Source organism: Micromonospora globbae (assembly GCF_036184225.1).
Taxonomy (GTDB): Bacteria; Actinomycetota; Actinomycetes; order Mycobacteriales; family Micromonosporaceae; genus Micromonospora; species Micromonospora globbae.
In genome coordinates, this window is the sequence record NZ_CP108084.1 from 4,139,096 (window position 1) to 4,158,315 (window position 19,220).

16 protein-coding genes are annotated in these 19,220 nt (G+C 74.5%); 4 read left to right on the forward strand and 12 right to left on the reverse strand.

What is annotated here, in order from left to right; translation table 11 throughout:
- Window positions 1-70: 70 nt before the first annotated feature.
- The 10 genes from ligA to OG994_RS18415 all read right to left on the reverse strand — a co-directional run bounded on the left by ligA (window position 71) and on the right by OG994_RS18415 (window position 11,006).
- Entirely contained in the window at window positions 71-2,206 is a 2,136-nt protein-coding gene (ligA, locus tag OG994_RS18370) for an NAD-dependent DNA ligase LigA (protein WP_328850433.1), read from the reverse strand.
- Window positions 2,207-2,387: 181 nt separating this feature from the next.
- Complete coding sequence (locus OG994_RS18375) at window positions 2,388-3,401, reverse strand: ADP-ribosylglycohydrolase family protein (protein WP_328850434.1); 1,014 nt, start codon at window positions 3,399-3,401, stop codon at window positions 2,388-2,390.
- A gap of 120 nt (window positions 3,402-3,521) precedes the next feature.
- Window positions 3,522-3,890, reverse strand: coding sequence for a VOC family protein (locus OG994_RS18380; RefSeq protein ID WP_192902127.1), 369 nt, complete (start codon window positions 3,888-3,890; stop codon window positions 3,522-3,524).
- A gap of 36 nt (window positions 3,891-3,926) precedes the next feature.
- Window positions 3,927-4,931: a methionine synthase gene (locus tag OG994_RS18385; protein ID WP_120328595.1), complete on the reverse strand. Its 1,005-nt coding sequence runs from the start codon at window positions 4,929-4,931 to the stop codon at window positions 3,927-3,929.
- A 36-nt stretch (window positions 4,932-4,967) separates the two neighbouring features.
- On the reverse strand, window positions 4,968-6,041 hold the full coding sequence (gene mnmA / locus OG994_RS18390) for a tRNA 2-thiouridine(34) synthase MnmA (RefSeq protein WP_120328596.1): 1,074 nt from the start codon (window positions 6,039-6,041) through the stop codon (window positions 4,968-4,970).
- A 157-nt stretch (window positions 6,042-6,198) separates the two neighbouring features.
- Window positions 6,199-7,374: a cysteine desulfurase family protein gene (locus OG994_RS18395; protein ID WP_328850435.1), complete on the reverse strand. Its 1,176-nt coding sequence runs from the start codon at window positions 7,372-7,374 to the stop codon at window positions 6,199-6,201.
- A 414-nt stretch (window positions 7,375-7,788) separates the two neighbouring features.
- On the reverse strand, window positions 7,789-8,748 hold the full coding sequence (locus OG994_RS18400; protein WP_120328598.1) for an electron transfer flavoprotein subunit alpha/FixB family protein: 960 nt from the start codon (window positions 8,746-8,748) through the stop codon (window positions 7,789-7,791).
- Between the two features lie 11 nt (window positions 8,749-8,759).
- Entirely contained in the window at window positions 8,760-9,539 is a 780-nt protein-coding gene (locus OG994_RS18405) for an electron transfer flavoprotein subunit beta/FixA family protein (protein WP_120328599.1), read from the reverse strand.
- A gap of 259 nt (window positions 9,540-9,798) precedes the next feature.
- On the reverse strand, window positions 9,799-10,206 hold the full coding sequence (locus OG994_RS18410; RefSeq protein ID WP_120328658.1) for a hypothetical protein: 408 nt from the start codon (window positions 10,204-10,206) through the stop codon (window positions 9,799-9,801).
- 2 nt (window positions 10,207-10,208) lie between these two features.
- Complete coding sequence (locus tag OG994_RS18415) at window positions 10,209-11,006, reverse strand: GNAT family N-acetyltransferase (RefSeq protein WP_120328600.1); 798 nt, start codon at window positions 11,004-11,006, stop codon at window positions 10,209-10,211.
- Between the two features lie 41 nt (window positions 11,007-11,047).
- Between OG994_RS18415 and OG994_RS18420 the strand changes: the two genes are divergently transcribed.
- Genes OG994_RS18420 through OG994_RS18430 form a run of 3 tightly spaced genes read left to right on the forward strand, consistent with a single transcriptional unit; the run spans window position 11,048 to window position 12,249 of the window.
- Entirely contained in the window at window positions 11,048-11,440 is a 393-nt protein-coding gene (locus OG994_RS18420) for a YidH family protein (protein ID WP_120328601.1), read from the forward strand.
- Complete coding sequence (locus OG994_RS18425; protein WP_120328602.1) at window positions 11,437-11,763, forward strand: DUF202 domain-containing protein; 327 nt, start codon at window positions 11,437-11,439, stop codon at window positions 11,761-11,763. Before OG994_RS18420 ends, OG994_RS18425 begins: the two co-directional genes overlap by 4 nt.
- 27 nt (window positions 11,764-11,790) lie before the next feature.
- Window positions 11,791-12,249 carry a PLD nuclease N-terminal domain-containing protein gene (locus OG994_RS18430; RefSeq protein WP_120328603.1) on the forward strand — a complete coding sequence of 153 codons (459 nt, stop codon included), beginning with the start codon at window positions 11,791-11,793 and terminating at the stop codon, window positions 12,247-12,249.
- Between the two features lie 70 nt (window positions 12,250-12,319).
- On the opposite strand, the gene OG994_RS18435 is transcribed toward OG994_RS18430, so the two are convergent.
- Complete coding sequence (locus tag OG994_RS18435; RefSeq protein WP_120328604.1) at window positions 12,320-13,939, reverse strand: acetolactate synthase; 1,620 nt, start codon at window positions 13,937-13,939, stop codon at window positions 12,320-12,322.
- Between the two features lie 149 nt (window positions 13,940-14,088).
- Complete coding sequence (locus tag OG994_RS18440; RefSeq protein ID WP_120328605.1) at window positions 14,089-18,021, reverse strand: carboxypeptidase regulatory-like domain-containing protein; 3,933 nt, start codon at window positions 18,019-18,021, stop codon at window positions 14,089-14,091.
- 200 nt (window positions 18,022-18,221) lie between these two features.
- Here OG994_RS18440 and OG994_RS18445 point away from each other — a divergent pair, with 200 nt between their 5' ends.
- Window positions 18,222-19,220: a helix-turn-helix domain-containing protein gene (locus OG994_RS18445; RefSeq protein ID WP_120328606.1), complete on the forward strand. Its 999-nt coding sequence runs from the start codon at window positions 18,222-18,224 to the stop codon at window positions 19,218-19,220.

Here is a 19,220-nt window from a genome sequence, read left to right on the forward strand (position 1 = left end):
CACGAATCGGTCGTAGTCGTAATTAACTTGGTATACGCGCCCAGCCCTCCCACACGGGGCCTGCCGGACCTCAGCCCTCGACGCGGGCCACCTCGCGGGCGGCGTCGGGCCCGGCGTCGAGCAGCACGCGGAAGCCGTCCTCGTCGAGGACCGGCACCTTGAGACTGGCCGCCTTGTCGGCCTTGGAGCCCGGGTTCTCGCCCACGACCACGAACGTCGTCTTCTTCGAGACGGAACCGCTGACCTTGCCGCCCCGGCTCTGCACCGCCTCGGCCGCCTGGTCCCGGGAGAACCCGGCCAGGGTGCCGGTGACCACGACCGTGACCCCGTCCAGCGGCCGGGGGCCCTCGTCACCCGCCTCCTCGGCCATGCGTACGCCGGCCTCGGCCCACTTGCGGACCACCTCGCGGTGCCAGTCCACGGCGAACCACTCGCGGATGCTGGCCGCGATGGTCGGGCCGACCCCGTCGACCGAGGACAGCTCCTCCTGGCTGGCCTTGTCGATGGCCTCGATGGAGCGGAAGTGCCGGGCGAGTGCCTGGGCGGCGGTCGGGCCGACGTGCCGGATCGAGAGGGCCACGAGGACGCGCCAGAGGTCGCGCTCCTTGGCGACGGCCAGGTTGTCCAGCAGCTTGACGGCGTTGCTGCCCAGGCTGCCGTCCTTGTTCACGAAGAACGGGGACCGGGACAGCTGCTCGGCGTCGAGCTGGAAGAGGTCGCCCTCGTCGCGGATGATCTCCGCGTCGAGCAGGGCCGCCGCGCCCTTGTAGCCCAGCACCTCGATGTCGAACGCGCCCCGACCGGCGAGGTGGAAGACCCGCTCGCGCAGCTGGGCGGGGCAGCTGCGCGTGTTGGGGCAGCGGATGTCGATGTCGCCCTCCTTGGCGGGGGCGAGCGGGGTGCCGCAGGCGGGGCACGTGGTCGGCATGACGAAGGGCCGGGCGTCGGCGGGGCGCAGGTCGACCACCGGACCGAGCACCTCGGGGATGACGTCGCCGGCCTTGCGGATGACCACCGTGTCGCCGATCAGCACGCCCTTGCGCTCGACCTCCCGGGCGTTGTGCAGCGTGGCCAGGGCGACCGTGGAGCCGGCCACCCGGACCGGTTCGAGCACGGCGAACGGGGTGACCCGCCCCGTCCGCCCGACGTTGACGTCGATGTCGAGCAGCTTGGTGGTCACCTCCTCCGGCGGGTACTTGAAGGCGATGGCCCAGCGGGGCGCACGGCTCGTGGAGCCGAGGCGGCCCTGGATCGAGACCGGGTCGACCTTGACCACCACGCCGTCGATCTCGTGCTCGACGTCGTGCCGGTGCTCGGCGTAGTAGGCGATGTACTCGGCGACGCCGGCCAGGTCGGGCACGACCCGCCAACGGTCGCTGGTCGGCAGGCCCCACGCCTTCAGCGCCGCGTACGACTCGGACTGCGCCGCCGGCTGGAACCCGCGCCGCGCGCCGATGCCGTGCACCACGAGCCGCAGCGGACGCGACGCCGTGATCCGCGGGTCCTTCTGGCGGAGGCTGCCGGCGGCGGCGTTGCGCGGGTTGGCGAACGGGGCCTTGCCCTGCTCGACGAGGCCGGCGTTGAGGTCGGCGAACGCGGCCACCGGGAAGTAGATCTCGCCCCGCACCTCCAGGAACTCCGGCACGTCGGGGAACTCGTCGGAGGGGGTGAGCCGGGCCGGCACGTCCCGGATGCTGCGCACGTTGGCGGTGACGTCCTCCCCGGTGCGCCCGTCGCCACGGGTCGCGGCCCGCACGAGCCGGCCCTTCTCGTAGGTCAGGTTGATGGCCAGGCCGTCGACCTTCAGCTCGCACAGGTAGGGAACGGGCCCGCCGGCGTCGCGCTCGACCCGCTCCGCCCAGGCGGCCAGCTCCTCGTCGGCGAACGCGTTGTCGAGCGAGAGCATCCGCTCCGCGTGCTGCACGGGCGTGAACTCGGTGGAGAACGTGCCGCCGACCCGCTGGGTGGGCGAGTCGGGCGTCCGCAGGGCCGGGAACTCCTCCTCCAGCGCCTCCAACTCGCGCAGCAGCTTGTCGAACTCGGCGTCGGAGATGGTCGGCGCGTCGAGCACGTAGTAGCGGTACTGGTGTTCGGTGAGCTCCTGGCTCAGCGTCGCGTGCCGCTCCCGCGCCTCCGGGGTCGGCTCGGCGCCCGCCGCCGCCTCCTGGGCGGGGCTGACCTCCTGGGGTACCGCTTCCTCCGACACCGCTGTCGACCTCCCGTGATCGTGCTACTCCCGCACCGTAGCGGGCGGGGGTGACAAGCGTCCCGCGCACCCGCCTGACCTGCGTCGCCGCACCAGCATGCGCCCTGTCGGCCGGTACGACCACCCGCCCGTGCCGGCGGGTCGGCGGAACGTCGCGTCGAGCCGGTGCCGGGTCCGCGGGTCAGTCGTGGCGGGCGGCGAGGGCGGTGAGCTGGTCGGCGTACTCGATCCGGTCGGACCACCCGTCCGGCCACGCGGACATGCCGTACGCGGCGCCGACGAAGGCGCCCGCGAGGGCCGCGATGGAGTCGGAGTCGCCGGCCGTGGTGGCGCCGCGGGCCAGCGCGCCGACCGGGTCGTCGGCGTGCCACAGCGCGCAGAGCAGCGCGGTGGCCAGCGCCTCCTCGGCGATCCAGCCCTCGCCGGTGAGCCGGCACGGGTCGCCGGCGTCGTCGGGCCCGGCCAGCGCCGCGTCGAGGCGGCCGAGGGCGTCGAGGCACTCGTCCCAGCCCCGGGCGATGAAGTCCTCGGGGCTCGTCGCGCCGGGACGCTGCCACAGGTCGCCCAGCCAGTCGCCCCGGTAGGTGGTGCGCTGCTCGCGGGCCCGGTCGGTGAGCAGTCCGGGCAGGTCGGCCAGGGCCGCGCCGTCGCGCAGGAGCCGGACGGCGTACGCGGTCAGCTCGCTGGCCGCCAGGCCCGTCGGGTGCCCGTGGGTCAGACCCGCCTGGAGCTGGGCCAGCCCGGCGAGCGTGTCGAGGTCGACGTCGAGCAGCCCGACCGGGGTGACCCGCATGTTGGCACCGCAGCCCTTCGAGCCGGCGACCGTCGCCTCCTGCCAACGGGTGCCCCGGGCCAGCTCGGCGCAGGCCCGCAGGCAGGTCACCCCCGGCGCGCGGTCGTTGTCGGGGCTGACCGACCACTCGACGAAGCGCCGGCGCAGCAGTGGCTCGACCGCCGCGGGTGTGTGATCGGGCGCGTCGTGCAGCGCCCAGGCGACGGCCAGCGCCATCTGCGTGTCGTCGGTGACCAGCGCCGGGTCGCCCGCCAGCTCCCGGGGACCGGCCGGGCCGTACCGCCCGACGATCTCGGCGACGGTGAGGAACTCGGTCGGTTTGCCCAGGGCGTCACCGTAGGCGAGGCCGAAGAGGGAACCGGAGGCACGGCGTGGCGAGGGGTCGGTCACGGCCCCGATCATGCCGGCCCGGCGCACACCACGCCACGCCGCCCGGGTCGGTCCACCACACCCCGGGCGGGCGCGCCACGCCGCGCCGGCCGGCGCGCGCTTCGGCCGCCGGGCCGGTCGGCGGAGCCCGCGTCAGTCCCAGCAGAGGCAGAACGGATGGCCGGCCGGGTCGGCGTAGACCCGGAAGCCGTCCCCCTCACCGGGCAGCCGGCGCGCGCCGAGGGCCAGCGCCGCCTTCTCCGCGGCCTCGATGTCGTCCACCGTCACGTCGATGTGGAACTGCTGGGGCCGCTCCGGGTCGGGCCAGTCGGGAGCACGCAGGTCGGGCGCCTTCTGGAAGGCGAGTCGCGGCAGGTGCCCGGGCGGGCCTCCCAGCACCACCCAGTCGTCACCGTCGGAGTTGTCCTCGATCAGCGGGAGGCCGAGCAGCTCCGCGTAGAAGCCGGCGAGCCCGCGCGGATCGGGGCAGTCGATCACCACAGAACGCAGCTGTCCAATCATGCCGGTCATCGTGCCCCCGACGTACGACAGGAAACCTCACTCCTCGGCGAGCCGCCGCCCGGCGTCGCGGCACGCCGCCAGCACGGCCCGGGCGTACTCCGGAGTGGCCCCGGCCAGGCCGCAGGCCGGGGTGACCACGACCTGCTCGGCCAGCCGGGCGCGGGGGAAGCTGAGGCGGTCCCACAGCGTGCGTACCCGGTCGGCCACCTCGGCGGACGTCGGTGCGCGACCGGCCGACGGCGGCCGGGTGGGCGCGGCGCCGGCGAGCAGCCCCAGCCCGGCGTCGAGCACCTCGCCGAGCGGGTCCAGGTCGGTGACGAGCGACAGGTCGAGGGCGACACCGACGGCGCCGGTGGAGCGGATCAACTGCACCGGGACGTCCGGCGCGCAGCAGTGCACCACCGTCGGCACGCCGACCCCCTCGACCAGCGAGCGGAGCAGGGTCGCCACGGTCCCGGACTCCGCGGCCGGGTACGTGCCGAGCCCACTCTCGGTGGGCACGCGCCCGGCGAGCACGGCCGGCAGCGACGGCTCGTCGAGTTGCAGCAGCACCGTCGCCCGGGGCAGCCGCCGGACGACGGCCGCCACGTGGTCGCGCAGCCCCTCGGCGAGGGAGCCGACCAGGTCCCGCACGGCGCCCGGGTCGCGCAGCACCCGGCCGCCGATCGGCAGCTCCAGGGCGGCGGCCAGGGTGAACGGGCCGCCGGCCTGCACCTTGACCGGGCCCGCGTACCCCTCGGCCTGCTCGGCGAGCTGGTCGAGGTCGCGCTCCATGAGGTCCCGGGCCCGGCGCAGGTCGCGCCCCGGGCGGGGCGCGATCCGCCAGCGGGCCGCGTACAGCTCGACGGGGAGCTCGACCAGCAGACCGGCGGTGCGCCCGATCAGGTCGGCGCCCGGACCACGGGCGGGAAGCTCCGGCAGGTGGGGCAGGGCGGGAAGCTCACCGAGGACGATCCGCTGCGCCTCGGCGATGTCGGTGCCGGGCAGCGACCCGATGCCGGTCGCCGCGCCGGCCGGCCACGGCCACGCCTGATCTGTCACGGCCGAAGGGTATCCGGTACGCCGGGCGGCCGCGCCTCAGGCGGTGATCGTGGCGGAGCCGAGCACCACGTCACCGGCCGGGTCCGGCCGGTAGGCGACGATCGCCTGGCCGGCGGCCACGCCCCGCACCGGCCGGCGCAGCTCGGCGTGCAGCGCGTCCCCGTCGATGACGACGGTGGCGGGCACCACGTCGCCGTGCGCGCGCAGCTGCACCTCGCACTCGACCGGCCCGTCCGGCCGCGGACCGCCGGTCCACACCGGTCGCTCGCCCCGGACGCGGGACACCTCCAGCGCCTCGGCCGGCCCGACGGTCACGGTGTTGGTCTTCGGGGTGATGGAGAGCACGTACCGGGGCCGGCCGTCCGGTGCCGGGCGGTCCAGGTGCAGGCCCCGCCGCTGGCCGACCGTGTAGGCGTACGCGCCGCTGTGGCTGCCCACCACCGCGCCGGTGGTCGCGTCGACCACCGCCCCGGGCTGCTCACCGAGCCGCTGGGCGAGGAAGCCGCGGGTGTCGCCGTCGGCGATGAAGCAGATGTCGTGCGAGTCGGGCTTGTCGGCCACCGCCAGGCCGCGCCGGGCGGCCTCGGCCCGGACCTGTGCCTTCGTCGAGTCGCCGAGGGGGAAGATCGACCGGTCCAGCTGCTCGCGGGTCAGCACCGCGAGGACGTACGACTGGTCCTTGGCCACGTCGACGCTGCGCCGCAGCAGGCCGTCGGGGCCGAGCCGGGCGTGGTGGCCGGTGACCACGGCGTCGAAGCCCAGGGCCACGGCGCGGTCGAGCACCGCCGCGAACTTGATCTTCTCGTTGCAGCGCAGGCAGGGATTCGGGGTACGACCGGCCGCGTACTCGGCGACGAAGTCGTCCACCACGTCGGCGTGGAAGCGGTCGGCCATGTCCCAGACGTAGAACGGGATGCCGATGACGTCGGCCGCACGGCGGGCGTCGCGGGAGTCCTCGAGTGTGCAGCAGCCGCGCGCGCCCGTGCGGTACGTCTGCGGGTTGCGCGCCAGCGCGAGGTGCACCCCGGTCACGTCGTGGCCGGCGTCGACCGCCCGCGCCGCCGCGACCGCCGAGTCCACCCCCCCGGACATCGCCGCCAACACCCTCACGACCCGCTCCCTTCCGCCCCTCAACCCTAACCACCCCCACCCCGTACCCCCACGCCCCCGCTCCCTCCTCCGCGATCTTGCACTTCCTGCCCCGGCAAAGGCCGCGAAAGGGGCATACGAGGGGCACAAAGTGCAAGATCGCGGAGGAAGGAGGGGGTTAGCGGGGGGTGCGGTAGGCGGCGGCGCGGCGGGCGCGTTCCACGGCACCGGGGAGGGCGGCCACCAGGGCGTCCACGTCCTCGCGGGTGGAGGTGTGGCCGAGGGTGAAGCGCAGCGACGAACGGGCCCGGTCGTCGTCGGCGCCCATCGCGAGCAGGACGTGTGAGGGTTGGGCCACCCCGGCGGAGCAGGCGGAGCCGGTCGAGCAGGCGATGCCCTGCGCGTCGAGGAGCAGCAGCAGGGCGTCCCCCTCACAGCCGGGGAACGAGAAGTGCGCGTTGCCGGGCAGCCGGTCCACCGGGTCGCCGTTGTAGATCGCCTCGGGCACCGCGTGACGGACCCGCTCGACCAGGTCGTCGCGGAGCGCGGCGATCCGGGCCGCGTACTCCTGCTGGCCCTTCACGGCGGTCTCCACCGCCACGGCGAAGGCCACGATGCCGGCGGTGTCGAGCGTGCCGGAGCGGACGTCGCGCTCCTGGCCGCCCCCGTGCAGCAGCGGGGTCGTCGGCACGTCGCGGCCGAGCAGCAGGGCGCCGACCCCGACCGGGCCGCCGAGCTTGTGCCCGGTGACGGTCAGCGCGGCGACGCCGCTGGCGGCGAAGTCGACGGGCACCTGGCCGACCGCCTGGATCGCGTCGGTGTGGAACGGCACCCCGTACTCGGCGGCGACGGCCGCCAGTTCGCTGACCGGCTGCACGGTGCCGACCTCGTTGTTGGCCCACATGGCGGTGACGAGCGCGATCCGGTCGCCGTGCTCGGCCAGCTCGGCGCGGAGCGCGTCCGGGGCGAGCCGGCCGGCCGCGTCGACTGGCAGCCAGCCGACCTCGGCGCCCTCGTGCTGGCCCAGCCAGTCCACGGCGTCGAGCACGGCGTGGTGCTCCACGGCGCTGGAGACCACCCGGCGACGGTCGCCACCGGCCGCGCGGCGGGCCCAGAAGATGCCCTTGACCGCGAGGTTGTCGCTCTCCGTCCCGCCGCCCGTGAAGATCACTTCGGAGGGTCGCGCACCCAGGACCGCGGCCACCCGCTCCCGGGACTCCTCGACCCGGCGGCGAGCCCGCCGACCGGCCGCGTGCAGCGAGGACGCGTTGCCGACCTCACGGGCGGTGGCGACGTACGCCTCCAGTGCCTCGTCGAGCATCGGAGTGGTCGCCGCGTGATCCAGGTATGCCATCACCGCTCAGCCTACGGCCGTACGCCGGGCGGCCGGCGGGGGGAGGCGGGCCTCCGCCTCCGGCGCCGGGACGGGCGGCACGATTCATCAGCGACGTCCCGGGTATCGGGAGGTGTGCGCCGAGTGCCCCGGAATCGGTGCCTCGCACACCACCGGACGGTGCACGTCAGGCATACTCAGGTGTCGACGTCCGCGTCACCGCGGACCGAGCCCAGCCTGCCCGGCACGGCGACCGCACGCCCCGGGCACCTCGACGGGCTGATCGGCGGGCCGGCTCAGCTCCCCGGCCCGCCGATCAGCTCCCCATCCCCCGAGCCCGACCGGCGCATACGGCGAGTGGCCGCCCGGCGTTCCGGACGGCCACTCGTGGTGTCTGTCTCCCGTGGTGGCGCCGGACGGCGGCGCCACCGGCGGTCACTTGCGCTTGCGGATCTCCTCGGCGGCCTGGGGTACGACCTTGAACAGGTCGCCGACCACGCCGAAGTCGGCCAGCTCGAAGATCGGCGCCTCGGCGTCCTTGTTCACCGCGACGATCGTCTTCGAGGTCTGCATGCCGGCCCGGTGCTGGATGGCCCCGGAGATGCCCAGCGCGATGTAGAGCTGCGGGGAGACGGTCTTGCCGGTCTGACCCACCTGGAACTGGTGCGGGTAGAAGCCGGAGTCGACGGCCGCCCGGGACGCGCCGACGGCGCCACCCAGCAGGTCGGCCAGCTCCTCGACGAGCTTGAAGTTGTCCGCGTTGCCGACGCCACGGCCACCGGACACGACCACCGACGCCTCGGTCAGCTCGGGACGCGAGCCCTTCTGCTCGGCGACCCGGTCCACCACCTTGGCCAGCTTGTCGCCCTCGGCCACGGTGACGGTGAGCTGCTCGACGGTCGGGGACGCGGCGGCCGGGGTGGGGTTCACCGAGTTCGGCCGGAGCGTGACCAGCGGCAGCCCCCGGGTGACCTTGGACTTGACGATGGTGGAGCCGGCGAACGCGACCTGGGTGGCGGTGCCGTCCGCGGACAGGTCGACCACGTCGGTCAGGATGCCGTTGTCCAGCTTGACCGCCAGCCGGGCGGCGATCTCCTTTCCCTCCTGCGACGAGGCGAGCAGGACGGCGGCCGGCTGCACGCGCGTGACCAGCTCGGCCAGCACGGTGGCCTTCGGGGCGACCAGGTAGCCGTCGATCTCCTCACCCTCGGCGGCGTAGATCTTCTCCGCCCCGTACTCGCCCAGCTTCGCCGAGAGCGCCTCGGCCGCGCCGGGGCCGCCGAGCACCACCGCGGCGGGGGTGCCCAGGTCGCGGGCGAGGGTGAGCATCTCCAGGGTGACCTTCTTGACGCCGAACTCGCGGGTGGCTTCGACGACGACGAGAACCTCAGACATGTCCAGACCTCTCACACGAACTTCTCGGTGGCGAGGAACTCGACCAGCTTGACGCCGCCGTCGCCCTCGTCGGTGACCTTCACGCCGCCCGAACGCGGCGGACGCTTGCTGTGCTCCAGCACGGCGCTGGTGGCGCCGTCGAAGCCCACCTCGGCCGGTGCGACGCCGAGGTCGCCCAGGGAGAGGGTCTGCACCGGCTTCTTCTTGGCCGCCATGATGCCCTTGAACGACGGGTACCGCGGCTCGTTGATCGTGTCCCACACGGAGACCACGGCCGGGGTCGAGGCGGTGACCACCTCGTAGCCCTCCTCGGTCTGCCGCTCGACGGTCAGCGTGCCGCCGTCCACCGTGAGCTTGCGGGCGCCGGTGAGCGCCGCCACACCCAGCCGCTCGGCGATCATGTGCGGCATCACCTGCACCCGGCCGTCGGTCGACTCGGCGCCGCAGATGACCAGGTCCGCGTTCAGAGTGCGCAGCGCGGCGGCGAGCACCTTCGAGGTCGCGACGGCGCAGGAGCCGCGCAGCGCGTCGTCCACCACGTGGACCGCCTTGTCCGGGCCCATCGACAGCGCCTTGCGGATCGACTCGGTCGCCTGCTCCGGACCCATGGTCAGGATGGTGACCTCACCGCCGTGAGCCTCCTTGATCTTCAACGCCTCCTCGATGGCGTACTCGTCCATCTCGTTGATGACGTTGTTCGCCGAACCGCGGTCGACGGTGTTGTCGTCACTGCGCAGGTTGCGGTCCGCGCCCGAGTCGGGCACCTGCTTGACGAGTACGACGATGTTCATCGCGCTTCGACGACCCTCCTGTGTGGTGTTGCGATCGCTCGCCCGGTCTGGGGCGCAGCCTCCCGCGTGACTTAACGATCGGTCAACCGCGGGCTGCTGTGCAGTTGCCCACGGGCGCCATGTTACCTGTCAGTAGCTTCGGCCTCCCGGGCACTCAGCGTGACACAGCTCACCGGCGCCACGGCACGCCGGGTAGCGGCCGCCCTCCCGCCGTACGCCCGCGCGGCGGGCCCGCCCACCGGGCGTCCCGCCCATGCGGTCACGCCGGCTCGGCCAGCGCCGCCCTGATCCGCTCGATCATCGCCGCCTCCTCCGGGGCGACCCCGGCGTGCGCGCGGGCCACCCGGTCGGCGGCGGCCAGCACCACCTCGCGGAAGACGGCCACGTCCTCCGGCGCCTTCTCGCGCAGGATCCGCACCGCCCGGCCGAGCGCAGGCAGCACCGTCGCCTCCACCTCGAGGATCGAGTCGCGCGGCAGCCGCGGCAGCGGACCGGTCGTGAGCGCCTCCTTGACGACCCCGGAGGCACCGGCGAAGGCCCCGGACGCGGCGAGGCTCTCCTTGAGCACGGCCACCATGCCCGGGTCGACGTTCGACACCAGGAAGACCGCGCCGAACGCGGCGGTCTTGAGCACGAGCCGGTCCTCGTCCGTCAACCCCTCAGCCATGATCACGGAGTGTAGACGTACGGGGTGGTCGTGGTGACGGCGACGAAGCCGAGCCGCTCCAGGATGGGGCGGCTGTCGTCGGAGGCGTCGACCTGGAGCAGCGTCCGGTCCCGCTGCGCGGCCAGCCGGGCTCGATGGACGACCAGCGCCCGGTAGATGCCCCGCCGCCGCCACTCCGGCAGGGTCGAGCCGCCCCAGAGCGAGGCGAAACCGGTGCCCGCCACGTAGCGGATCCAGCCGGCGCTGACGACGGTCTCCCCCGCCTCGGCGACCACCACGGTGATCGAGTGTGGGTCCGAGGCGATCTCCCGCTCCAGGGCGTCCGCGAGGTGGCTGCGGTCGGCCCCCCAGACCGCCTCCTCCATCGCCACGATCCGGTCGAGGTCCGCGCGGCCGGTCACCTCCCGCAGGCGTACGCCGTCGGGCAGCACCGGGAGCGCGGCCGACAGCGGCGCCACCGGCCCGATCACGACGGTCTCCCGGTCCTCGGGGACGAAGCCGGCGGCGCGCAGACGCTCGGGCAGGTCCGCCGGCTCGTCGTGGCCGGCGAGCTTCCACTCGACGGCCTCGCCCCGCTGCCGGAACACCTCGACCTGGCGGGCGATCAACTCGTCCAGCGCCGCGCCGGACAGGCCGCCGAGGTCGCGGTACGTCAGAAAGCCCCGATGGTCGAGACCGAGCACCCGGTACAGCGGTCCGTCCCGCTCGACGGTGACCCCCGGCGGCAGCGGGTCGGGCAGCTCCGGACGTAGCTGGGCGTCGTACGCGGCGCGCAGGGTGCTCGCATCAAGATCCGTCATCGCTTCAGGCTACGACCGCTGGCCAACGGATAATCGGCAACGTGTGGGAGTCGATCAGGCGGTGGTTCGATCCGCGGGAGCTGCGGTCGGTCGGCAGCACCCCCGACTACCGGTTCTCCCTGGCCAACGAGCGGACGTTCCTCGCCTGGCTCCGGACGGGGCTGGCGCTGGTGGCCGGCGGGTTGGCCGCCGCCCAGTTCCTGCCACCGTTGCCGCTGCGCCACCTGCGTGAGGCGATCGCGATCGCGTTGCTGCTGCTCGGCGGCGCCGTCGCGGTCCGCGCCGTCGACCACTGGGCGCGTACCGAACGGGCCATCCGGCTCGGCGAGGAACTGCCCGCCTCCCGCTTCCCCGCCGTGCTGGCCCTCACCGTCGGCCTCGGCGCGCTGCTGCTGGTGGTCGCCGTGCTGCTCAGGGCGCTGGGCGGCCGGTGAGCGGGCCGTCCGCCGCGCCGCGGCCGGCGCGCGACCCCGGCCTCCAGCCGGAGCGGACCCGGCTGGCGTGGCGGCGGACGGCGCTCGCACTGACGGTGGTCACGGTCCTCGCCGTGCGGCTGGCGTTCACCGGTGACCTCGGCGGGGTGCTGCTCGCCGGCGTGACCCTGGTCGTCTGGGGCGCCGTCCTGCCGGTCTGCTGGCGGCGGGGCACCGGTACCGGGCCGGCTCCCACGGGCGGGCGGTCGCTGCCGCTGGCCGCCCTCGGCGCCGCGGCGCTCGCCGTGCTCGGCGTGGCACTGGTGCTGCGCGGGCTGTGGTGAGTCGGCGCGGTGCGCCATGATGGGCGCATGGTCCGGCTCTACGCCCTCCTCTTCGTGGTGCAGATCGTCCTCGCCGTCTGCGCCCTGATCAGCTGTCTCTCCGCGGAGGAGGGCGAGATCCGCGCCCTGCCCCGGATCGGCTGGGTGCTCATCATCCTGTTCTTCCCGCTGGTCGGCTCGATCGCCTGGTTCGTGGCCGGTCGCGAGCCGGCCGCCGGCCGACCCGCCCGCACCCGGTGGCCAGTGGGGAACGGGTTCTCCGAACGCGACCGCCGGCCGGTGGCGCCGGACGACGACCCCGAGTTCCTGAAGTCGATCGCCGAGCGCTCCCGCCAGGACGACCGGGAGCTGTTCCGCCGCTGGGAGGAGGACCTGCGCCGCCGCGAGGACGACCTGCGCCGCCGCCAGGCCGGGCCGCCCGACGGCGCGCCGCCACGGTCCCGCGACGGCGAGCCGCCCCGCGAGGAGGACCGCCCGGAGGTGTAGCCGCACGACGCCGCCCGGCCGCAGGTCGAGGCGCCGCCGCCGTGCGTCCACGGCGGCGGCGCGGCGGCCGTCAGGCGAGGTTCGACGACCGGGGGTACGCGTCGGCCGGGTCGGTGATGACGTTCACGAGGTACGGCACCCCGGCGTCGAAGGCGCGCTGCAGCGCCGGACCGAGGTCGGCGGACTTCGCCACCGTCTCGCCGGCCCCGCCGAGCGCGGTGACCACCTGGTCGTAGCGGAGTTCCGGCTGGAGGTCGGCCGCGACGTCGTAGCCGTACATGGCGCGCATCGGGTGCTTCTCCAGCCCCCAGATGCCGTTGTTGCCGACCACGATGACCACGGGCAGCTTCTGGCGGACCAGCGACTCCACGTCCATCAGCGAGAAGCCGGCCGCGCCGTCGCCCATCAGCACGCAGATCTGCCGGTCCGGGTGGCTGACCCGGGCGCCCATCGCGTAACCCATGCCGGTGCCGAGGCAGCCGTACGGGCCCGGGTCCAGCCAGGTGCCGGGCTGCGCCGGTTCGAGGTAGCGCCCGGCGTACGAGACGAAGTCGCCGCCGTCGCCGATGGTGATGGCGTCCCGGGCCAGCACCTTGCGCAGCTCGCCGTAGACCCGGGCCGGGCGGATCGGGTCGGTCTCGGCGGCCATCTCCTCGGCGTCGCGGGCCTTGGCGGCGTCCTCGGCGGCACGCAGGTCGGCGATCCAGCCCGCGTGGTCGACCCGGTCGCCCGGGTGGTCGGCCAGCGCGGAGAGGATCAGCCGCAGGTCGCCGGCAGGGGCGGCGGCCGGCTGGACGTGCCCGGCCCGCTGGCTCGGGGCGTCGACGACGTGCACCACCTTGGCGTCGCCGAAGTCGCCGAAGTTGAGCCGGAAGTCGAGCGGGGTGCCGACCACCACGACCACGTCGGCGCCGGAGAGCGCGGCCCGGCGGGCCTTCGCGAAGGCCAGCGGGTGCTCCGGCGGCAGCGAGCCCCGGCCCATGCCGTTGGTGAAGACGGGCACCTGCAACGCCTCGGCCGCCTCGCGCAGGGCGGCGGTGGCGTCACCGGCGTACACGTCCGACCCGGCGATGATGACCGGCCGCTCGGCGGCGGCGACCAGGCGGGCCGCGCGGGCGACCTCGTCCGGGTCGGGCTCGACGGGGGCGATGCCGGGCGGGGCCGGCAGGTCGGCGTCGGTGACCGAGAAGACGGTCTCCAGCGGGAAGTCGAGGAACACCGGGCCGCGGTGCGGGGTGAGCGCCGTGGTGAGCGCGGCGTTCACGGCCCGGGGGATGTCGTCGGTGCTGAAGACCGTCTCGGCATGCTTGGTGACCGGGGCGACCAGCGGCAGGTGGTCCATCTCCTGGAGGCTGCCTGAGCCCCAGCGGAACGCCGGCGCCCGGCCGCCCAGCACGAGCACCGGCGAGGCGTTGAAGTACGCGCTGGTCAGGCCGGAGATGCCGTTGGTCACGCCCGGGCCGGCGGTGAGCACGGCGAGGCCCGGACGCCGCTGGAGCTTCGCCACGGCCTCGGCCGCGAAGACCGCGGACTGCTCGTGCCGGACGTCGTAGATCGGGAAGTCGTTCCTGTGGGCGGCGTCGTAGAGCGGGAACACGTGCCCGCCGGAGAGGGTGAACATCTCCCGCACGCCGTACGCGCGTAGCGCCGCGAGCGCCAGCTCCCCACCGTGACCCTCGATCCGCTGCATGGTCGCTCCCCTCGTCCGTGGCCGGGGTCACAGGTTACCCACCGGTCACCAGGCGCCGGCGACCCTGTCCCGTCCGCTCGGGTAGCCCGGCCGGTAAAGGGCCGCGCCCGCCCGGGAGGGGTCGTCCGGGCGGGCGCGGTCGGGGGGTGTCAGCGCAGCGTCATGGCCACCGTGAGCGGCTCGGTCCGGTACGGGGTGTCCGTGTCGAACGCGAGCCGCGCCCGGTACACGCCGTGCCCGGCGACGGCCGGGGCGGCCGCCGTCACCGTGACCGTGACCGACCGTCCCGCCGGGATGGTCACCTCGGTCCGGTCGACCGACAGCCACGACACGTCACTGCCGCGGACGCAGGCGTCGTGACCGGGCAGGTGCTGGGCGTACGGGGTGATCGCGAACGAGCCGAGCGAACCGCCGACCTGGTACAGGCCGCAGGCGGCCCCGCCCCGGTACAGCGCGTTGTTCGCGTTCGGCAGCTCCGTCCACACCCCGGTCTCCGGGTCGAACTCCAGGGCCTCGTTGTTGACCGATCCCGCGGCGATGCCGCCGACGACCTGGAGCTTGCCGCCCGCACCGGCGTACGCCATGCCCCAGCGCGAGATCGGCAGCGGCGTGGTGGGCACCCACGTGTCCGACTCCGCGAAGTACCGGAAGGCCTCGTTCGTCGGGACCCGCCGGCCGGGGTCGATGCCGCCCGCGCAGACCACCCCGTCACCGGCCGGAGCGCAGGCGAGGAACGCGACCGCCAGCGGGTAGTCGGCCAGCCTGCTCCACGTGTCGGTACGCGGGTCGTAGCGGTACGTCCGGTTCGACGCCGGCTCGCAGTCGCCGGTCGTGCAGCCGGCCACCACGTACAGGCGGCCGCCGACCGAGGCCGCCGCGGCGGCCGTCACGCCGCTGGGCAGGTCCGCCCGGCGCGACCACCGGTCGGTCATCGGGTCGTAGGCGTACGTCGTCGTCGCGGCGTTGCTCGCCTCGTCCCACCCGCCGACCGCGTACAGCCGGCCGTCGACGAAACCGCCGACCGCGGCCGCCCGGGGCTCGGGCAGATCGGCGATCCGGCTCCACGACCCGGCCTGCGGGTCGAGGACGTACCCCTCGGCGAGCGAACCGGAGTCCCCGCTGCCGCCGACGGAGTAGACGGTGCCGTCGTTGTCGGCGACCAGGTTGTCCATCACCAGCGTCGGGTAGTCGGGCAGCGTCGTCCACGCCGTGCCGTTCCCCGCCTGCTGCGGCGGGGGCGGGGAGCCGTGCCCCCGACCGCGGGCCGCCACGGACGTCTCCGTCCGGACCCGGACCAGCGGCGCCTCCGGCGCGGTCGCGCGGCGCCCGCCGGCGGCCGGCGAGTAGCCGCGGTCCTGCTCGACGAGGTTCACGCGCAGCGGCCGGTCGCCGTCGTTGGTCAGCCGCACCTTCCGCGTGACGCTGCGGCCCGGACGGACGGCCACCGAGAGGTCCGACTGGCGGACGTCCAGCCGGCCGGCCTCCAGCCGCCAGTCGCGCCGGGTGACGCCGTCGGGGTCGATGCGTACGGTCGCCGTGGCGTCTCCGTAGTGCCGACCGGACACGGTCATCGTGACCGGGCGGGTCCCCGGTGCGAACAGCCAGTAGAAGCCGTCGGCGAGGTTCGCGTCCTCGGGGGTGGCCCGGCTGGTGGCGTCCACCGCGCCACCGGCGGTCACGGTCGCGCCGATGAGCGCCGCGCCGGTGTTGTCGTCGCGGACCTGCCCCGCGACGAGTCCGCCCGGCACGGCGGCGCAGGACCGCCGGCCCACGAACACGTTGTCCAGCTGCCACCAGTCGTCGGTCTCACCCTGGTAGCGGAAGCGGACGAGCACACCGGACTTCCCCGCGGCCTGCGGGACCGGGATCTCCACGTGGCCGTTGACGGCGTCGCCGGCGTAGTGCCGGACGTTCGTCCACGTCGCGCCGTTGTCCAGGCTGAGGTCGACGTCGCCGGTCTGCGTGTCCCAGCTCGAGTAGTCGGTGTCGAAGCCGATCACCGGGTCGGTCACACCGGTCAGGTCGGCCGGCGGGCTGACCAGGCTCGTGTCGATCGGGCCCGGCTGGCTCCAGCCGTCGACCGTGGCGAAGCCGCCGGTGCCGCCGGTCAGGTTGCCCTTGCCGTTGGGGTCGTCGAAGCGCCAGGTCTGCCCGCCACCGGCCTCGTCGGTGGTCCGCCAGCCGTCCTTCGGGGTGTCGCCGGTCCAGCCGGTGAAGTCGGCGTTGGCCCCCTCGTAGCGCGGGGCGTAGCCCGGGGCGGTGCACGACGCGGTGTCGACGCTCAGCCGCACGTCCTGCCGTACGTCGCGGGGCCGGCCCTTCGGCTGCTGGTCCACCCGCACCGTCACGGTGCCGGTGACGTAGCCGGGCAGGTCGACCGGGGACACGCGCAGGGTGTAGCTGTTGTCGACCGGCAGGTCGACCTCGTAGCGGCCGGTGTACGGGTCGGTGAGGACCGCGCCGCCCGGGTAGCCGTCGATGGAGATCCGCGCGTGGATTGGCCAGCCGTGCCCGGAGCCGTCGGTCACCGTACCGGTCAGGGTGCGGCTCGCGAGGGCGGTCAGCGTGACGTCGTGGGTGAGTTCGGCGTCGGCCGCCACGGTGAGCCGGGCCGCCGCGGGGGCGCGGTAGCCGAACTCGGTGACGGCCACGTCGTAGCCGCCGGCGGGCAGCCGCAGGTCGTACCGGCCCTGCGCGTCGGTCGTCGCGCGGAACGCGGCGCCGGTACCGTCCGTCGCGGTGACCGTCGCGCCGGCGACCGCGCCGTTCGTCCGGCCGGTCGTCACGGTGCCGGTGATCCGGCCGGTCGCGCCGAGCGTCAGGGCCGACACCCCGTTGGGCGATCCCAGGCCCGTCGGCCCGTCCCAGCCCGGCCCCGCGTTGCACAGCAGGTCACCGCACCATCCGTTGGAGCCCTCGGTGATGTCGAAGAGCCCGGCCGTCTTGTCCTTGCGGTACGGGTAGGTCACCGGGTACGACCCGGGCAGCGGGTCACCGGCGAGCGCGTACATCCCGGCGACGAGCGGAGCGGCCAGGGACGTGCCGCCCCACTGCGCCCACCCGTCCTGGCCGAGGGTGTTGTAGACGGCCAGCCCGGACTCGGGGTCGGCGACGGCGGAGATGTCCGCGGTGGCCCGCTTGTCCCCGCAGCGGGTGTCGACCCCGGCCTGGTACTCCGGTCGCGGCTCGTAGAGGGAGCAGCCGCTGCCGGCGTTCACCCAGGCGGTCTCCGACCAGCCGCGCGGGGAGGAGTCCCGGGTGAGCCGGGTGCCGCCGACCGCGATCACGTCGGGGTGGGTCGCCGGGTAGCTCTGGAGGTTCCCGATGTCGCCGCTGGCCACCACGACGGCGACGCCGGGGTGGTCGTAGTGGGCGTTGTAGAGCTCCTGGAAGGGGGTCTCGCCGGCGATGCCGTACGAGTTCGAGATGACCGTCGCGCCCAGCCGGGCGGCCGTGTCGACCGCGGCGCCGAGGCTGGCCGGCGAGTTGTCGTCGGCCTGCACGAGGAGGAGGTTGCACTTCGGGCAGGCGGAGGAGACGGCGTCCAGGTCCAGGGCGGCCTCGATCGACCAGTCCGGGTCCTCCGGCGGGTAGTCGGTACCGCCGCGCTGGTCCACCTTCCGGAAGCAGCCGTTGGCGCTGGTGCACGGCGGCAGCCCGTAGTGGGCGCGGAAGACGGCGAGGTCGGCCTCGGCGGCCTCGTAGCCGAAGGCGAGCACGACGGCGACGGTCCTGCCCGCACCTCCGTCGGGCAGCTTGTACGCCGACCGGATGTCGGCCGGTCCGAGCGCGCCCGCCGGCGGCGCGGACTCCTGCTGCACGAGCCGGCCGTCCTCGGTGGCGCGACCGAGCGCGTAGCAGCGGGCCAGCGGCGTGCCCTCGGCGGCGGTGTTGCAGCCGGCGGGCGTGTAGCGCATGGCCTCCCAGCTCGGCGACGAGGCGGTGGGCGGCGCGGACGCGGGAGCCGCCTGCGCCGGGGCGGCGGGCAGCGGGCCGGAGGCGAGCAGCGACAGGGTGAGGGCTGCGATCAGCGCGCCGAGCCGGCCTCTGTGGACCCGTCTCGACCGTATGGGCACGGCCATCCAAGAACTCCTTACCAGTGACGCCACGGACCGGCCTCGCCGTTGAGGCCGTGACGCACCTGCGGGCCAGGTGAAGGGTGATTCCCGGCACGAAATCGGCGCGCATCGACGGGTGATCTTGGCACGGGTGCGAAAGGACGGACAATGTTGCGGGGCGTTCATGTTCCGGACAGCTGGCGGGTTCCCGACGGAGGCGACGGATGTGGCATGTGGTGGGGGTCTCCGAACCCGAGGAGCGCGTCTACGAGGCGCTGACCCGGCGGGGACAGGCCACCGCCACCGACCTCCTCGGCCACGTCGCGCTCTCCCGGGCGCAACTCAGCCGTACGCTCGGGCGCCTCGTCGACCGCGGTCTGGCGACCCGGCTGTCCGGGCGCCCCACCCGGTACGCGGCGACGCCACCGGACCAGGTGGCGACCGTCCTGATCGCCGAGCGGGAACGGGAGCTGCTGCGCCTGCGTACGCACGCCGACCAGTTGGCCAAGGAGATCCGGCGCAGCGGCGGCACCGGCCGCCACCCGGCCGAACTCGTGGAGGTCATCGAGGGCGGGGCGAACCTGCGCGCCACCCTCGTACGCCTCCAGCGTGAGGCGAAGGTGCAGATCCGCGGCATGGACCGGCCGCCCTACCTCGACAACCCGGTGAGCGGCAACTCGGAGGAGACCCAGCAGCTCGCCGACCGGGGCCTCACCTACCGGGTCATCTACGACCGGTCGGCGCTGGCGATCCCGGGGCGGATGGCGGAGATCTGGCGGGGCATCCAGGGCGGCGAACGGGCCCGCGTCGCGAGCAACGTGCCGATGAAGATGATGCTCTGCGACGACCGGCTCGCGCTCATCCCCGTCATGGCGGCCGGTCAACTGGCCGACGCCGCCTACCTCGTGCACCCGTCGTCGCTGCTGAGCGCGGTGAGCGAGCTGTTCGAGGCGATCTGGGAGCGGGCGGTCGCCATCAACCGCACCGGCGTCCGGGGCGGCGCCGCGGCGTCCGCCGCCGACGAACACCCCGACCAGCTCTCCGAGCGGGACGTCGAGCTCATCGGCCTGCTGGCCGGCGGGGCCACCGACGAGCGGATCGCCCGCACGCTCGGCTGGAGCGTACGCACGGTGCACCGGCACGTGCACCGCATCATGACGGCGGTGGGCGCCGAGACCCGCTTCCAGGCGGGCATGGAGGCGGTCCGCCGCGGCTGGGTCTGA

Excerpts from the sequence above, each read along its gene's own strand:
- OG994_RS18410 (WP_120328658.1), bottom strand. The coding sequence starts at position 10,206 with ATGGCTGAGGGGTTGACGGACGAGGACCGGCTCGTGCTCAAGACCGCC.
- OG994_RS18440 (WP_120328605.1), bottom strand. The coding sequence starts at position 18,021 with ATGGCCGTGCCCATACGGTCGAGACGGGTCCACAGAGGCCGGCTCGGC.
- OG994_RS18430 (WP_120328603.1), top strand. The coding sequence starts at position 11,791 with ATGGTCCGGCTCTACGCCCTCCTCTTCGTGGTGCAGATCGTCCTCGCC.
- OG994_RS18415 (WP_120328600.1), bottom strand. The coding sequence starts at position 11,006 with ATGACGGATCTTGATGCGAGCACCCTGCGCGCCGCGTACGACGCCCAG.
- OG994_RS18435 (WP_120328604.1), bottom strand. The coding sequence starts at position 13,939 with ATGCAGCGGATCGAGGGTCACGGTGGGGAGCTGGCGCTCGCGGCGCTA.
- OG994_RS18375 (WP_328850434.1), bottom strand. The coding sequence starts at position 3,401 with ATGATCGGGGCCGTGACCGACCCCTCGCCACGCCGTGCCTCCGGTTCC.
- OG994_RS18380 (WP_192902127.1), bottom strand. The coding sequence starts at position 3,890 with ATGATTGGACAGCTGCGTTCTGTGGTGATCGACTGCCCCGATCCGCGC.
- OG994_RS18400 (WP_120328598.1), bottom strand. The coding sequence starts at position 8,748 with ATGTCTGAGGTTCTCGTCGTCGTCGAAGCCACCCGCGAGTTCGGCGTC.
- OG994_RS18405 (WP_120328599.1), bottom strand. The coding sequence starts at position 9,539 with ATGAACATCGTCGTACTCGTCAAGCAGGTGCCCGACTCGGGCGCGGAC.
- OG994_RS18395 (WP_328850435.1), bottom strand. The coding sequence starts at position 7,374 with ATGGCATACCTGGATCACGCGGCGACCACTCCGATGCTCGACGAGGCA.
- OG994_RS18445 (WP_120328606.1), top strand. The coding sequence starts at position 18,222 with ATGTGGCATGTGGTGGGGGTCTCCGAACCCGAGGAGCGCGTCTACGAG.